The 15243-nt window shown below is 70.3% G+C and carries 15 protein-coding genes and 1 other RNA gene; 8 read left to right on the plus strand and 8 right to left on the minus strand.

Annotation, left to right across the window (positions count from 1 at the left end; all coding sequences use genetic code 11):
- Positions 1-286: 286 nt before the first annotated feature.
- Complete coding sequence (locus OWM54_RS31170; RefSeq protein ID WP_223748161.1) at positions 287-1810, plus strand: cellulose synthase family protein; 1524 nt, start codon at positions 287-289, stop codon at positions 1808-1810.
- Positions 1811-1875: 65 nt separating this feature from the next.
- Here OWM54_RS31170 and OWM54_RS31175 read toward each other — a convergent pair whose 3' ends face one another.
- Complete coding sequence (locus tag OWM54_RS31175) at positions 1876-2406, minus strand: hypothetical protein (protein WP_267699835.1); 531 nt, start codon at positions 2404-2406, stop codon at positions 1876-1878.
- Positions 2407-2489: 83 nt separating this feature from the next.
- On the opposite strand from OWM54_RS31175, the gene OWM54_RS31180 reads away from it, so the two are divergent.
- On the plus strand, positions 2490-3578 hold the full coding sequence (locus OWM54_RS31180) for a PEGA domain-containing protein (RefSeq protein ID WP_267699836.1): 1089 nt from the start codon (positions 2490-2492) through the stop codon (positions 3576-3578).
- 55 nt (positions 3579-3633) lie between these two features.
- On the opposite strand, the gene OWM54_RS31185 is transcribed toward OWM54_RS31180, so the two are convergent.
- Positions 3634-4224: a hypothetical protein gene (locus tag OWM54_RS31185; protein ID WP_141323768.1), complete on the minus strand. Its 591-nt coding sequence runs from the start codon at positions 4222-4224 to the stop codon at positions 3634-3636.
- A 53-nt stretch (positions 4225-4277) separates the two neighbouring features.
- On the opposite strand from OWM54_RS31185, the gene OWM54_RS31190 reads away from it, so the two are divergent.
- Positions 4278-6059: a M1 family aminopeptidase gene (locus tag OWM54_RS31190; RefSeq protein WP_223781775.1), complete on the plus strand. Its 1782-nt coding sequence runs from the start codon at positions 4278-4280 to the stop codon at positions 6057-6059.
- A 12-nt stretch (positions 6060-6071) separates the two neighbouring features.
- On the opposite strand, the gene ftsY is transcribed toward OWM54_RS31190, so the two are convergent.
- Positions 6072-7637, minus strand: a complete 1566-nt coding sequence (ftsY, locus tag OWM54_RS31195; protein ID WP_267699838.1) for a signal recognition particle-docking protein FtsY — start codon at positions 7635-7637, stop codon at positions 6072-6074.
- A gap of 69 nt (positions 7638-7706) precedes the next feature.
- Here ftsY and OWM54_RS31200 point away from each other — a divergent pair, with 69 nt between their 5' ends.
- A complete protein-coding gene (locus tag OWM54_RS31200; RefSeq protein WP_046715611.1) occupies positions 7707-8264 on the plus strand; it encodes a hypothetical protein in 558 nt (185 codons plus the stop codon).
- A gap of 8 nt (positions 8265-8272) precedes the next feature.
- Here OWM54_RS31200 and rnpB read toward each other — a convergent pair.
- The 4 genes from rnpB to OWM54_RS31220 form a co-directional block, all read right to left on the minus strand.
- An RNA gene (gene rnpB / locus OWM54_RS31205) (RNase P RNA component class A) lies at positions 8273-8667 on the minus strand.
- A 55-nt stretch (positions 8668-8722) separates the two neighbouring features.
- On the minus strand, positions 8723-9202 hold the full coding sequence (locus OWM54_RS31210) for a hypothetical protein (RefSeq protein WP_267699839.1): 480 nt from the start codon (positions 9200-9202) through the stop codon (positions 8723-8725).
- Between the two features lie 9 nt (positions 9203-9211).
- Positions 9212-9829, minus strand: coding sequence for a ribonuclease HI family protein (locus OWM54_RS31215; protein WP_223748168.1), 618 nt, complete (start codon positions 9827-9829; stop codon positions 9212-9214).
- 9 nt (positions 9830-9838) lie between these two features.
- Positions 9839-10570 carry a zinc ribbon domain-containing protein gene (locus OWM54_RS31220; RefSeq protein WP_223748169.1) on the minus strand — a complete coding sequence of 244 codons (732 nt, stop codon included), beginning with the start codon at positions 10568-10570 and terminating at the stop codon, positions 9839-9841.
- A gap of 163 nt (positions 10571-10733) precedes the next feature.
- On the opposite strand from OWM54_RS31220, the gene OWM54_RS31225 reads away from it, so the two are divergent.
- Positions 10734-11522 (plus strand): hypothetical protein, encoded by a 789-nt coding sequence (locus OWM54_RS31225; RefSeq protein ID WP_267699840.1) that lies wholly within the window; start codon positions 10734-10736, stop codon positions 11520-11522.
- 153 nt (positions 11523-11675) lie between these two features.
- Complete coding sequence (locus OWM54_RS31230; RefSeq protein ID WP_170300416.1) at positions 11676-11840, plus strand: hypothetical protein; 165 nt, start codon at positions 11676-11678, stop codon at positions 11838-11840.
- Between the two features lie 139 nt (positions 11841-11979).
- Here OWM54_RS31230 and OWM54_RS31235 read toward each other — a convergent pair whose 3' ends face one another.
- A complete protein-coding gene (locus OWM54_RS31235; protein ID WP_141333389.1) occupies positions 11980-12270 on the minus strand; it encodes an FYDLN acid domain-containing protein in 291 nt (96 codons plus the stop codon).
- 152 nt (positions 12271-12422) lie between these two features.
- Here OWM54_RS31235 and OWM54_RS31240 point away from each other — a divergent pair, with 152 nt between their 5' ends.
- Positions 12423-14150 (plus strand): AgmX/PglI C-terminal domain-containing protein, encoded by a 1728-nt coding sequence (locus OWM54_RS31240; RefSeq protein ID WP_248541925.1) that lies wholly within the window; start codon positions 12423-12425, stop codon positions 14148-14150.
- 323 nt (positions 14151-14473) lie between these two features.
- Positions 14474-15220: a transglutaminase domain-containing protein gene (locus OWM54_RS31245; RefSeq protein ID WP_267699841.1), complete on the plus strand. Its 747-nt coding sequence runs from the start codon at positions 14474-14476 to the stop codon at positions 15218-15220.
- Positions 15221-15243 lie beyond the last annotated feature (23 nt).

The following is a 15243-nucleotide window of genomic DNA, read 5'->3' on the forward strand; positions in this document are numbered from 1 at the left end:
AGGGCGTTCCTCCAGGCCCTCGTGACCCGCTCCGACGCGGTGGGTCACGATGGACCTGAACGGAACGTTCAAATTCGGGGAATAATTTGACACGTCCTTGACGCCTCCCTATTGTCCGGCGCGATCAGTCCCGGAAGGTCAAACCCTTGTCTTTTCGGGCACATACGGGGCGGGGGCTCAGCGGACCCAGGAGGCGGCGGTCGGCGTGAGGACGGGATTCCGGAGCCGCCGCGTATGGAAGGACCGCGGGCCACGGGGGCCGTGCGGGAGGGGCTGAGCGTCACCGATGACCACCGTCGAGATCATCTTCCTGGGCGTCTATTTCAGCGTCCTGTGCGTGCTGGCGGTCTACGGCTCGCACAGGTACCGGATGGCGTTCCTGTACTACCGGCACAAGTTCAAGCTGCCGACGCCCAAGGGCTCCTTGAAGGAGCTGCCTCGCGTCACCATCCAGCTGCCCATCTTCAACGAGATGTACGTGGTGGAGCGCCTGGTGGAGTCGGTGTGCCGCATCGACTACCCGCGCGACCTCCTGGAGATCCAGGTCCTCGACGACTCGACGGACGAGACGTGTGGCATCGCCCGGGCGTGCGTGGAGCGTCACCGCCAGAAGGGCCATGACATCGTCTACATCCACCGCGTCAACCGCGAGGGCTTCAAGGCGGGCGCGCTGGAGAACGGCCTGAAGTCCGCGCGCGGCGAGTTCGTCGCCGTGTTCGACGCCGACTTCGTGCCGAGCCCCGACTTCCTGCTGCGCACGGTGCCGTTCTTCTCCGACGCGAAGGTGGGCATGGTGCAGGTGCGCTGGGGCCACCTCAACCGTGAGTTCTCCATCCTCACGCAGGCCCAGAGCATCTTCCTGGACGGCCACTTCATCATCGAGCACACGGCGCGCAACCGCTCCGGCTGCTTCTTCAACTTCAACGGCACCGCCGGCATCTGGCGCCGGGGCACCATCGCGGACGCGGGCGGCTGGCAGCACGACACGCTGACCGAGGACCTGGACCTGAGCTACCGCGCCCAGCTCAAGGGCTGGCAGTTCGTGTTCCTCCCGGAGGTCATCTCCCCGGCCGAGGTGCCGGTGGACATGAACGCCTTCAAGAGCCAGCAGCACCGCTGGGCCAAGGGCTCCATCCAGACGGCGAAGAAGCTCCTGCCCACCATCCTCAAGAGCGACCTGCCGCTGGTGGTCAAGCGCGAGGCGTTCTTCCACCTCACCAACAACATGGCTTATCTGTTGATGGTGCTGCTGTCGGTGCTGATGCCCATCAGCATGGTGGTGCGCTTCCAGCACGGCCTGTACGGCACGCTGTTCCTGGACCTGCCCTTCTTCGTGTCCGCCACGGCGAGTGTGTGCTTCTTCTACGTGGCCGCGCAGCGCGAGCGGGGCGTGAAGGGCTGGGAGCGGGTGAAGTACCTGCCGTTCCTGATGAGCCTGGGCATCGGCCTGGCCATCAACAACGCCAAGGCCGTGGCGGAGGCGCTGCTCAACCAGCAGTCGGGCTTCGCCCGCACGCCGAAGACGGGCGCCGAGGGCAAGAAGGTCGTCGCGGTGAAGAAGGCGTACCGCGGCAGCAAGACGCTGATGCCGGTGGTGGAGCTGCTCTTCGCGGCGTACTTCACCGGGGCGCTGTGGTTCGCCATCGACGCGCGCATCTACACGTCGCTGCCCTTCATCATCCTGTTCCAGGCGGGCTTCCTGTACGTGGGCGTCTCCAGCCTGATGCAGGGGTTCGCGGGCCGCGTGAAGCTCAGCGACGCCGCTCCCGCCGTCAACGCGGCCGAGGAGCAGGCGCGCCGCGCCGCCTGAGGTCAAGCCGTGCGCGCCCCGGGAGGTCTTCCGGGGCGTGACGCGAAGCCGGGCGCCGGGGACCTTCAGGGGCCCGCGTCCGGCGTCTCCCGCAGCAGCACCTGCTTGAGGCGCACCGGCGGAGGTCCGGTGCGGGAGGGCTGGCAGCCCTCGTCGATGGACGTGCTGGCCACCGCGCGCAGCGTGAGGCCCGCGTCGTCGCATGCCACCAGCTCCGTGGGGAACACGACGGGGCAGGGAGCGCCCGTGCCCGTGAAGCCCGTGGCGCGCGTCTCCCCGACGAAGCCGCCCGGTGTGCGCTGCAGGACGATGGTCGCCCCGCTCGAGTCGGCGCCCGGGGTGCCCGCATCCGTGTCCGCGAGCGCGCGCACCACGGCCAGCGTCAGCGTGCCCGCGTCCTCCTCGCCCCGGTAGCGGAACGCGGGGTTCTCCTCGTGGCGGTACTCGCCCGCCTGGCTGCTCTCACAGCCGGGCGGCACACGGATGGGCGGTGGAGGTGGGGAGCGCGTCTCCAGGGTGGGAGGCGCCTTGGCGGGGCACGCCGTGAGGCAGAGGACACTGAAGCCGAGGGCCAGCGATGGCAGGGCGCGGTGCATGGGGCGCGGATATTGGCTGAATGGACGTGCGAGCGGGACTTCGTTTGATTCCCCTTGGACGACTCTCTAACCTTCGGACCGTCATGAGCATTCGACGCCTCGTCCTCTTTTCGCTGGTGGCCGTCCTGGCGGCACCGTCCTCCGCGCTCGCTCAGGCCGACGACCTGCTCGCTCCACTCACGCCGTCGAAGTCGGCGACGAAGAAGCCGGCCAAGCCGAAGGTGGTGAAGAAGAAGAAGGCGGAGAAGGCGACGGCGAAGAAGCCGCCGAAGGCCGCCAGGCCCGCCGCCACCGCGAAGGGCTCGAAGAAGAAGAACCTCCCGCCACCGGATGACAGCCTGCTGGCGCCCCTGGCGCCGGTGAAGACGGAGCTCGCCGTCGTCATCGCCGGGGGTGTCCGGGGCGCGCGGCTGACGCTGGATGGCCGCGACGCGGGCGCGCTGTCGGCCACGCCCATGACGGTGCCCGTGGCGCCCGGCGACCACCTGCTCGTGGTGCGCAAGGCCGGCTACGAGGACTATTCGCGCCGGTTCACCGTCAAGGAGGGCTCGACGCAGGACGTGAAGGTCTCGCTGGTGGCCACCATGGGCTTCGCGCGGGCCATCTCCGATGTGGCCGGCACCAAGGTCCTGGTGGACGACGTCGAGGTGGGCACGGTGCCCCTGAGCGACATCCTGCTCAAGCCCGGCTCGCGCGAAATCGAGTTCCGCGCGGAGGGCTTCCGCCCCGACATCCAGCGCATCAACGTGCTGGCCGGCACCAACTACGAGCTGGTGGGCAAGATGCGGCCCCTGGTGGACACCGCGGTGGCGAGCAACACGCCGCGCGAGGACGTGCCCGCCAACCCCGTGCTGGACCCGTCCTCCACGTCGCAGGGGGATGACTACAACCCGGCCCTGGCCTTCAACGAGAAGTCGCCGGACGCCGAGCTGGAGGGCTCCAGCAAGCCCTGGTACGGCCGTTGGTACGTCTGGGCCGGCGTGGGCGCCGTCGTGGCCGCGGGCACCGTGGGCGCGGTGATGGCGACGAAGGAGCCGGGCATCAAGCCCCCCAACCTCGGGACGGCCTGCAACAACGGCCCCTGCGACATCGTGCTGGGGGGCGGCATCCGCCCGGTGCGCGGCAACGGTGGCGCGCAGAAGCTGGCGCCCGTGGGCGGGCTGCGCTTCTAGCCTCCCGAAAGGCCGGGTCCCCTCGGATGGGTGGCGCGGCCCCGGAGGTTCCGTCTCACTCCCCGCGCAGGTCGTCCTCGACGGCGCGGGGCTCGGGCGCGGAGAGGACCAGGTACACGTCCGACACGCGTCCCACGCCCCAGGTGTCCAGCACGGTGGTGCGTACCTTGAAGGGCTCGGACTCCGGCAGGAACTCCGTGAGGTCCACCTCTCCCGGCTCGAAGGTGAAGGCGCGGCGCCCCACATTGTCCACCTGCTCGTTGCCCAGGTGGACGCTCTCGGTGAAGCCCACGACGGCGCGGCGCTTCACCTGTCCCTTGGCGTCGGTCACCTCGAACAGCAGGAAGTTGTCCACGCTGATGCCGAGCGTGCCCTTCGCGTCCCCGTAGAGCCGCGCGCGCATGCCGTCGCGCTGGAGCACGGGCGTCTCGCCGAAGGTGACGACGCGGGGCGTGCGCTCGCCCTCGTCCGTGTCCACCTCCACGTCCTCGCGCACCTTGTCCAGGGTCTCCGTCTCCTGGGGCGGCGTGTCCACGACCAGGCGGACGGAGCGGGGAGTCGTCGGGGCGGCGGTGGGCGCGGGGACGTTGCGCGCGCACGCCATCCACCCCAGGGTGGCGGCCAGCAGGAGCGTTCGAGAGTGCATGTCCCGCAAGGCTAGACGAGCCGTGGTGGCCCGGGTCAATTAGCATGCGCTTCATGCGCCCAGCCCTGCTCAGCCTGCTGTCGTGGTGCCTGCTCCTCGGACAGCCGGCCCGGGCGGACATCCCTCCGGAGGTGGCGCTGAGCCTCCAGCACCTCAAGCCCGCCGAGCGCGAGCGCGCCGCGAAGGCGCTGGGCCCCCTGGAGGAACTGCCGCGCTACCGGGTGCAACTCGACGTGAACCCCGAGACGCGCGAAGCCACCGGGCGGGTGCAGGTGGAGGTGCTGGCGCGTGAGCAGCCCATCAAGGAACTCTACCTGCGGCTGACGCCCAACGCCCTGGGTGGCAAGCGGGTGGTGTTGTCCGACGCGCGGATGAACACCGCGCCCATCGTCCTGGAGCAGCCGGAGCCCACGCTGTATCGCCACCGCCTCGCGGAGCCCATGCCCGTGGGCATGGCGGTGGTGCTGGACGTCGCCGTGCGCGCGGTGGTGCCTCGGGGGGAGAAGGGCGGGGGCGGGCTGCTGGCCGGCGCCGGTGGCGGGAAGAAGGGCCCTGGAGACCATGGCGCCTTCTCCATCACGGAGGACTTCGTCAGCCTGGTGGGCGTGGTGCCCCAGGTGCCGCCGCTGGACGACAAGGGGCAGCCGTGGGCGGGGCCGCAGGGCATTGGAGATCTGGCGCTGTATGCGCCGGCGCATGTGCTCGCGTCCATCACCGTGCCGTCGGGCTGGGTGGTGCACGCCACCGGCGCGGCCATGGGCGAGGTGCCGGAGCGTGACGGCCGGGTGCGCTACGCCTTCGCCGCGGGCGCGGTGCGCGACTTCCCCATCCTCGTGTCGAAGGGCTACGCGGTGTCCACGGCCACGGTGAACGGCGTCACGGTGGAGAGCCACTACGCCGCGCGCAACCAGGACGTGGGCGAGCGCGTGCTCAAGTACGCCACGTCCGCGCTGGCGGAGTTCGAGAAGCGCCTGGGGCCCTTGCCGTACACGCACTTCCGGGTGGTGGAGGCGCCGTTGTCCGGAGGGGCGGGCGGGATGGAGTTCCCCGGCCTCATCACCGTGGCGACGTCGCTGTACCGCGGCGTGGTGGACCCGCTCGAGATGGTGGCGGGCCACGTGGATCTGGAGCAACTGAAGGAAGTGATGGAGGCGCTGGGCCCGTTGGGCGCGGGGGCACCGATGGCGCAGATGGGCGAGACGCTGGAGCGCACGCTGGAGTTCACCGTCGCGCACGAGGTGGCGCACCAGTACTTCGCGGGGCTGGTGGGCTCGGACCCCATCAACGCGCCCGTGGTGGACGAGTCCCTGGCGCAGTACGCGGCGCTGCTCTACATCGAGTGGAAGCACGGCAAGAAGGCCGCCGAGTCGATGCGCAAGGAAGCGCTGGTGGCGCCGTACCACATGTACCGGATGTCGGGCGGCGAGGACGCGCGGGCGGACCGGCCCACGGGCGCGTTCGATGGGGAGATGGAGTACGGCGCGCTGGTGTACGGCAAGGCACCGCTGCTGCACCACGCGTCGCGCAAGCTGGTGGGCGACGCGGCCTTCTTCCAGGGCCTGCGCTCCTACGTGGACACGTACCGCTTCAAGTGGACGTGCAAGGAGTGCTTCACCAAGGAACTCGCCAAGGCGAGCCCCGGCAACGGCAAGGCGCTCGAGCGGCTGCGCGTGCGCTGGTGGCAGGAGGCTCGCGGTGACGATGATTTGGGTCTGCCCAACCTGGACTCGGTGATGGACACGCTGGGGGCGGGCAGCGGCCTGGACGCGGATGCGCTGGACGCCCAGGCCAAGGAGCTGCTTGAGCAACTGCTGCCCTCACTGTTGGGACAGTGAGGGCAGGACGCTTCAGTCGAAGAGCGCCTGGACGAACTCGCGCGGCTCGAAGCGGCGCAGGTCGGCGACCTTCTCGCCCACGCCCACCCAGACCACGGGCAGCTTGAGCTCGTCGCAGATGCCGATGATGACGCCGCCCTTGGCGGTGCCGTCCAGCTTCGTCAGGGCGATGGCTGTGACGCCCACGGCCTCGTGGAACTGCTTGGCCTGCTGGATGGCGTTCTGGCCGTTGGTGGAGTCGAGCACCAGCAGCACCTCGTGCGGCGTGCCGGGCATGGCCTTGTCCATCACGCGCTTGACCTTCTTGAGCTCCTCCATGAGCGGCGCCTTGGTGTGGAGCCGGCCCGCCGTGTCGGCGATGACGACGTCGGCGCCCTCGGCCTGGGCCTTCTTGATGGCGTCGAAGATGACCGAGCCCGGGTCTCCGCCCTCGGCGCCCTTCACCAGCTGCGCCTTGGCGCGCTCGGCCCACACGTCGAGCTGCTCGGTGGCCGCCGCGCGGAACGTGTCGCCCGCGGCCAGCACCACCTTCTTGCCCTCGCCGGTGAGCTTCGCGGCCAGCTTGCCGATGGTCGTCGTCTTCCCCGCGCCGTTGACGCCCACCACCATGACGACGTGAGGCGGACCGCCGCCCTCCAGCGAGCGCGGCACCGGCAGGTCGACGATGCGCGCCACCTCCGTGCGGATGAGGTCCTTGATGCGCTCGGAGTCCTTCAGCTCGCTGCGCTTGAGCTTCTCGCGCGCCACGTCCACCAGCGTGCTCGCGGTGCGCACGCCGATGTCCGCGGTGAAGAGAATCTCCTCCAGCTCCGCCAGCACGGACTCGTCCACCTGGCGCTGCGAGCCGAACAGCCCGTTGAGGCGGGCCATGAAGCCCTGGCTCTTGGTCTTGTCCAGGCCCTGGGCCAGCGTGCGGCCGGCCTCCGCGTCCACCTTGGCGCGGGCGGCGGCCTCCTCGGCGCGGCGGGCCTCCTCGACGGCGGCGGCCTCGCGGGCCCGCTCCTCCTCCAGGAGTCGCTGGGCCTCGGCCTGCTCACGCTTGCGCCGCTCGCGGGCCTCGTCGTCGGCGGCCTTCTTCGCGCGGTACTCGACGCGCTTCTCCTCCTCCTCTCGCTCCTTGAGGGCGCGGGCCTGCTCCTCCAGGCGGGCGCGCTCGCCGGCGTCCGTGGTGGTCCGGGCCGCGCGGCTCAGCTCCTCGCGCTGGCGGGCCAGCTCCTGGGCGCGGGCGTGGGCCTCGTCCACCTCGCGCAGCCGGGCGGCCTCCTTCTCCGAGGGGGGCAGCTCGACGCGCAGCTCCGGCCGCTCGGCGGGAAGCGCGGGCTTCTCCGGGACGGGGACGCCGGGCTTCTTGCCCGGCTCGGGCGCGCGCTTCTTGAAGAAGAGCTTGCGGGCCGCCAGCACCATCAGCAGGGCGAAGAGGGCCGCCCCGCTGATGCCCACCACGTCGCCCGTGGTGAGGCCGTCCGAGGGGGGCACGCCCGTCCCGGGCTGGGTGGTTTCCCCGCCCGGGGTGGGGGCGGGGGAGGGGGCGGGCGGCACCTGCGCGGTCAGGGCGTCGAGGGCATTGGGGGTCTTCATGTGCGCGGCTCCGCATACACCAACACGCCGGTGGATGCAGCGCCCCCGGCCGAGTAGAAACAGCGGGCCATGCGCCTCAAGCTCCCCACTGTCGTGCTCCCGTCGGTTCTCCTGCTGGCCAGCGCCTGCATCGTCGAGGCTCCCGGTGGTGCCAGCGCCGAGCAGCGCAAGGCCGCCACGGTGACGCAGGTTCCGGCGCTCTCCGTGCGCAACGGCGCGAACCTGGGAGGCAAGGTGGAGCTGGTGGCGGCCACCGTGCAACCCGGGCGGCTGACGCCCGGCGAGCGCGCCCAGGTCACCCTCTACTTCAAGGTGCTCCAGGCCATCGATGAGGACTACCTCATCTTCGTCCACGTCGAGGACGCGGGCGGCCGCATGGAGCGGATGAACCTGGACCACAAGCCGGCCAACGGCATGCTGCCCACGTCCCAGTGGAAGCCGGGCGAGACGGTGAAGGACGAGTTCTCCATCTACCTCCCCGCGGACGCCAACCCGAAGGCGCTCAACATCTGGCTGGGGCTGTGGGACCCCCGCACGGACACGCGCCTGACGCTGACCAACCCGGACGCGGTGCGCAACGACGGGAAGAACCGCCTGCTGGTCGCGCAGGTGCCCGTGGCGCGGTGAGGGAAAAGCGTCGGAGTGGGCCGTAAGCCGGGTTCTGTTCCCGCCCCTTTCGGGACGGGCGATGAACATTCATCTAGGGCCCTGGTTGCCCAGGGGCCTCATCAGCGAGCAACCCGAACGCATGGGGCGGGCAACCCCTGTCCCCCGGACAGCGGGGACGCGCTCCTATTGGCTCTTGCTCCAGGTGGGGTTTACCGAGCCGTCCGAGTCACCCCGGACGCGGTGCGCTCTTACCGCACCGTTTCACCCTTACCCGCCCCTCGCGGAACGGGCGGTCTGTTTTCTGTGGCACTTTCCTGCGAGTCGCCTCGACTGGCCGTTAGCCAGCACCCTGCCCTCTGGAGCCCGGACTTTCCTCCCGCCACCCAGGATTGCAGTGGCCGGCGTTCATCTGGACCACTCCGACTCCTGCCCCTTACAACAGGCCCGGGAGGGCGGTCCACTCCGGGCCGCGAGGCTCAATCCCAGGGGGGCTCCCGGGCAGGGAAGCGGGCGCGCTCCTCGTGGGCCCACCGTGCCATGGCCTTCGGGTCCACTTCCTCAAGGGGGAACTCGACCCAGGCCGTGCTGTGCGCGCCCTGGCCACGTGGGGGCGCCCAGGGCGGCCGTGACTCGGCATCGAAGTGGACGCGCAGCCGCCGCTTCCCGCCCTTCACCGGCACGAGGGAGAAGGAGAGGTTGGGCTCGAGGAAGTGATAGGCGGGCCGAGGGCCCCGCATGTCGACGGTGCCCATGTTCTCGAACCAGCGCGCCAGTGAGAGCAGTTCCCCTGTCTCCAGACTGGGGTCCACCTTGGTCCAGGGCTCCTGTCCTGGCACCTGGACGGTGAAGCGGATGAGCAGCCAGTTCAGGCTGTCGACGGTTCCATCCGGGAACTGGTAGCCGACGATGTCCAGCCGAAGCGAGTGGCCGTGGGAGGCCCGTAGCTCGAGCGCCATCCGAAGAGCCTACATCCGCTCGTCGATGGCCCGGTTGCTCATGGCGTCCGCGTCCGCGTTCTTCGCGCGCGGGATGTGGTGCAGCTTCACGCGGGTGAAGCCCGACAGGAGCTTCTTCGCCTCGTCGAACAGCGGCCGCAGCGTGGCGCTCTTCACCTGGTACTGCCCGCCCAACTGCCGGATGAGCAGCTCGCTGTCCGCGTAGACGTCCACCTCGCGCGCGCCCAGCGCCTTCGCGTGCTTCAGGCCCAGCAGCAGCCCCATGTACTCGGCGTGGTTGTTCGTCTGCGTGCCGAGGAACCGGCCCAGGCGGGCGACGACGTGTCCCTCGGCGTCCGTCACCACCGCGCCCGCGCCCGCGGGCCCCGGGTTGCCCCTGGCGGCGCCGTCCGAATAGACGCGCACGCGGGGCAAGGGCTCGGAGGGTGGGGGAGGGGACAGCGCCTCGGCGGGCGCCCGCGCCACCTCGTCCCCGAGCGGCGGGGACGGGTCCAGGCGGGTGGCGGCCTCGTCGAGGAGCTGCCCCAGGTGCTCCCGCGTGAGGCCGCGGAAGGCGCGCACCGTCGACGAGAGCGGCTCCTCGCGCGCGATGTGGCGGAGGATGTCGACCAGCGACGGCGCGGGCATCCGTGCGGCCTACTTCGCCGCCGCGGGCGTTTCCTGGAGCGCTTCCACCGCGTAGATGATGCGGTTGCAGGACGGGCAGATGTCCGTGCCGAGCGAGGTGCGCAGCTGGTTGTAGAGCTGCGGGGGCACGTTCATGTTGCAGCCCTGGCAGGTGCCGGCCACCACGCCGACCAGCGCGGGCAGCTTCTTCTTGCGCACCACCTCGTAGCGCCGCAGCAGCGTCGAGTCGACGCCCTCCGCGACACCCGCGCGGCGGCCCTCGAGCGCCTTCACCTGCGCCTCGGACTCGCCCAGCTTGCCGCGCAGCTCACCCATCCTCGCGGACAGGCCCTGCTGCTTCGTGGCGAACTCCGCCTCCTTGCCCTTGAGCGCCTCGCGAGCCTGGCCGAGCTGCTTCGTCAGCTCCACCTGCTCCTCGGCCATCGTCAGATTGGCCTTCTTGGCGATGTCGATTTCACGGGCCAGGGCGGAGTACTCGCGGGTGGAGCGCTGTTCTGCCAGGCGCGCCTCCCACTTCTTCACCTTGTCCTTCTCGTCCGTGATGTTCTGCTCGACCTGGGTCTTCTGCCGCTCCATGTCGGCGACCCGTGCGCGCTCGGCCTCGATGGCGCTGCGAGCCACCCCCAGCTCCCGCTCCAACTCGGCAATCTGACGGGGGTGGATGTCCGCGGCCTTCCGGAGCGATGCGACCTCCAGGTCCACATTCTGAAGCTCCGCCAGCGCCTTCAATTTCTCCCGCAAAGTTGCTGCCTCCCACAGAGCCGCACCGTGTACGGCCGCGCGCTCTTGTACCAACAAGGATGATGGGGGTCCAACGCCCAAATCGACCCAGAGTCATCCCCCGGGCGCTCGGGGCGCCATCCACCATTTGAAAGAGCTTCACGCACCCGTTAGACGGGAACACGTGCTCCGCGCCACCTTTCTCCGCTCGCTGCCCCTGTTCGCGCTCGCCTTCGCCTGCCGCGAGTCCTCCTCGCCGCCCCCGTCCGTGCCCGCGGCCCCTCAGGCGCAGGCCCCCGCGCCCGCGCGCCCCGCGGCCGACGTGAAGTGGGGCGTCATCGAGGGGCGCGTCCGGCTCACCGGCACCCCGCCGCCTCCCACCTCGTCGCCCACCAGCGGCACCGTGGTGTCCGTGTGCGGCGAGCAGACGGAGGACCGCTCCCTCGTCGTGGGGAGCGAGGGAGCGCTGGCCTACACGGTGGTGTCCCTGAAGTCGGCGAGCGCTTTGCCCGCACCGGCCCAGCCGCCCGCCGAGCCCGTGCTGGACCAGAAGAAGTGCATCTATGAGCCACCCGTCCTCGCCGCGCGCGCCGGCGGCCAGCTCACCCTGCGCAACTCGGATCCGCTCGTCCACAACGTGCGCGCGTCCTCCAGCACCAAGCGCTCCTTCTTCAACGTGGCCATGCCCCTGGAGGGGATGAGCACGCGCAAGCCGCTGCCCGAGGAGCCCGGCGTCGTCCCCATCCGCTGCGACATCCACCCGTGGATGCGGGCCGTGGTGCGGACGTTCGACCACCCGTACTTCGCCACCACCTCCCCGGACGGCCGCTTCCGGCTGGAGGTCCCCGAGGGCGCCCACACCCTCGTCTTCTGGCACGAGCGGCTGCCCCAGGCCGAGAAGACCGTGAATGTCCGCGCGGGCGAGCGCGTCCAGGTGGAGCAGGACTGGGCCGTCACGGACCTCCAGCAGTAGCCCGCGCCGGCCGTTTCCAACTTTCTTGGCGAAAGGGCGGAAGGTTTTCGCCCCAGCACGTACTAGGAAGTGCGGCGTGTGCGTCCGGATTTCATTTCCGCTGCGACAGGAAAATTGCTACGCTGCTGCTGGGTTTCAACACGAGAGGGGGGCATGACGATGCAGCCCAAGAAGCGGACCACACTGACGAGCCCGATGCAGACCCTGGAAGCGCCCCGCAAGGAGCCGCGGCCGGTGGGGATGCAGGAGATGGGACCTGGCCTCTACGAGCAGATCCGCCGCGCGCTCACGGAGCTGGCGCTGGCATCGGGGACCTGAGCGGAAGCACGTCGGTCGTGAAGCAGGCCCGGCACGCGCCCCGCGAAGGGCGCACCGGGTGGACACAAGCCGCCTCGTGAGGACGTCCGAGGCTCGCAGGCCTCCTGGCGCTCGCCAGGAAGCCCGCACACCCCCTGAATCAGGTGTCGTCGTCGTCGGGCTCGGCGGCCGCGCTCTCGTCGTCGTCGAACGAGTCGAGATCCTCCTCCTCTTCCTCGCTCGCGGCTGCTGGCTCCTCGGGCTCGGGCTCGATGACCTTGGGAGCGGCGGCCAGGCGGCCACGGCGTCCCTCGGGCTGAGGCTTCAGTGCGGGGCTTTCCCGTTGGTCCGCGCCGCACTTCGGGCACAGCGGGTCAGGCTTCTTCATGTCGTAGAACTTCGTCTGACACTTGAAGCAAACGAACTTTGAACCGAGGTCCTTCGCCGGCATTCGCCACCTTCTGAATAAGGCGAGAGAAGACAGGGGCAGAGGCGGGCTCCATAGTTGGGCCGCACGGCGGAGTCAACCGATTGGTTTGCGCGGGAGATTTCTAGCGGTAGCATCCGGGACCTCGTTTTCCCCCCGCGAGCCGGACGCTCCCCTTGAACTTCACCTGCGACAATTGCCAGAAGCGGTACTCCATTGCGGACGAAAAAGTCCGCGGCAAGACGGTCAAGGTCCGTTGCAAGAACTGCCAGAACGTCATCACCGTCGAAGGACCCGCCGAAGAAGAGAGCACCCGCGTGGTGTCGCTCGCGGACGTGGAGCGGCTCAGGGCGCAAGAGCGCTCCCTGGCCGACCCGTCCGTCAGCGTCCCCGCGCCGGTGGCCTCCGCGCCACCGGTGGCCAAGGCGCCGCCCGCGGCGCTCCAGACGCCCTGGGACGATGAGCCCACCAGGGCCGCGCCCTTGCGCGCCACGGGCTCGCCCTGGTTCGTGATGGTGAAGAACAAGCAGGAGGGCCCGCTGGACGAGGGTGCCCTGCGCGAGCTCATCGCCACGGGCACCATCAGCGGCCGGAGCTTCTTCTGGCAGCAGGGCATGGCGGACTGGAAGCGCGGCGCGGACGTGCCGGAGCTCGCCGGTCTGTTCGTTCCCCCGCCCGCGCCGGAGCCTCCTCCGCCGCCCCCGCCGCCTCCCGTGGCGGAGCCGCCCGCGCGCGCCGCCGCGAAGCCCGCGCCCGCTCGCCGCGAGCCGGAGCCGCAGCATCCGGTCTTCTCCGAGCCGGAGCCCCAGTTCCCTCAGGAGCCGGAGCCGCAGGCCTTCCAGCAGCCCGAGCCGGAGGAGCCTCAGTCGGCGCGCCAGTGGGTGCCGGAGGAGGATCCGGACACGACGTACTTCGGCGAGCCGGACCCCCGGAACCAGCCGCAGCCCGCGGGTCGCAAGGGCGCCGCGCCGGCCGCGACCGCCGCGCCGCTCAACGAGCTGTTCTCCGACCTGGATCTGCCCGAGAAGGGTGGAGAGCAGGACGAGGCGCAGGGCGGCAATCCGTACGACGACTCGCAGGGCGAGGAAGGCGGTGAGGAGACCCAGGCGCCCGCGAAGCGTGATCCTCGCGAGAACACGCGCCAGGTGGCCAAGAAGGCAGGCGTGACGCGGCGCAACTCGCCGATGAAGTACGTCGCCGTCGTGCTGCTGGTGCTCCTGCTGCCGCTGGTCGTCGCCTACGTGTTGTCGGAGGCGCTCGGGGTGATGCCGCTGAAGGTCACCACGGTGGATGCGCAGGGGCAGGCGGTGGAGCAGTCCGTCTTCACCGGCGCGGGTGTGGGCGCGCTGCGCGACAAGCTCCTGGGCAACACGCCGCCTCCGGTCGCTCCGATTCCGAAGGCGCCGCCTCAGGCCGCGCCGGTCCCCACCGAGCCCAAGGCGGTGGAGCCGAAGGCCGCCGAGCCCACGCCGGGCGCGGAAGGAGCGGCTGCGGCTCCGACGCAGGAGCAGGTGCAGGCCGTCTACAACGACGCGGAGAAGAAGGACGTCGCCCCGGAGGTTCGCGAGGGCGCGGAGGTCGCTGCGGCGGACTCGGAGGACGTCGGTGGGCCGTCGGACGAGGAGGTGGAGCGCGTGGTGGAGCAGGCGCAGACCTCGTTCCGCGACTGCGTGGAGCAGGAGCTCAAGCGCAACCCGTCCTACAAGGGCGGCAAGGCGACGCTCACGGCGACGGTGGGCACGTCCGGCGCGGTGAAGGAGGCGAAGTTCGACCGCAAGGAGCTCAACGGCAACGCGAACGCGGTGGGTTCGTGCATCCGTGAGCGCGCCCGGCGGATGACGTTCTCCAGCTTCTCCGGCGAGGACATCGAGCTGGAGATTCCGCTGGTCCTCTCCGGTCGGTAGCACGTCCGGCTCGGCCTGGGTGGCCTCCTCGTGTCGGAGGAGGCCACGGGCCTCGAGCCGCGGTCGTCGAACGGGAGCACGGGCGTCCTCGCCCCTTGGGTGCGCGCACTCCTGGCCAAGGCCGGTGACGAGCGCGCGGGGTGATGCCTCCGGACATCACCCCGCAAACGGCTGTCACCAGCAACGCGGGCCTCCACGAACCGAAGGCCTGTCCATGGGCCCAGGAAGTACGGGAGCTTGGCGCCCATACCAGGTCGCACGGGGACTGGCACACGCGGTGCTTAGGGGACGGGCATCCCCTTGGCTCCGAGAGGCCCTGTCCCATGGCGATCTCCTCCCTGTCGCGTCCGACCTCCCCCTCCTGTGCGAAGCGCCTGCCCGAGGCCGCTCAGGCTCCGCAAAGTGTCGTGGTGAAGGTCGTCAACCCGGATGGCTCGGCGGTGAAGACGGTGGACTCCGCGAAGCAACCCCAGGAGTTCGCCGCGCTGCTGAAGAAGCTGGGCCTGACGAAGGAGTCCCTGCTGAAGGGCGACGCAGGGAAGGGGACGTGCCCGAAGCCCACCGAGTCGCGGAGCTTCCAGCAGAACTGGAGCCGCGACAGCTTCGAGCCGGCAAAGGCTAGGCCGCCCCAGCCCGCGCCGGCTCCGGCTCCCGTGCAGGCTCAGGACGCGAAGCGTCCATCCTCGGGCAAGAGCGCGGACGCGGTGGCCCAGGACATCGCGAAGGAGGCCACGTCCTGGAAGTACGACTACTCGGGCGGCAAGACGTGGGACGCCGCCATGAAGAACGCCAGCAACTTCGACGCGAGCAAGTCCGGGGTCTGCGTGGACATGGCCATCGAGGCCGAGCAGCGCTTCGAGAAGGCCGGCGTGGATGCGCGCGTCGTCTTCGGCAAGACGGCCCAGGGCGAGCATGCGTGGGTGGAGTTCAAGGACGACAAGGGGCAGTACCAGGCCTTCGACCCCACCGCCGCGGCTTGCACCAAGAAGGCCGACGACGCCGTCACGCCGTATGACGGCGGCGCCTACCAGTACCAGGGAGTCACCGAGCGGCACGAAGCCGTCACCTGAGGTCCCCACCGGGCCCCGGCACT

Source organism: Myxococcus sp. MISCRS1 (genome assembly GCF_026626605.1).
GTDB lineage: Bacteria > Myxococcota > Myxococcia > Myxococcales > Myxococcaceae > Myxococcus > Myxococcus fulvus.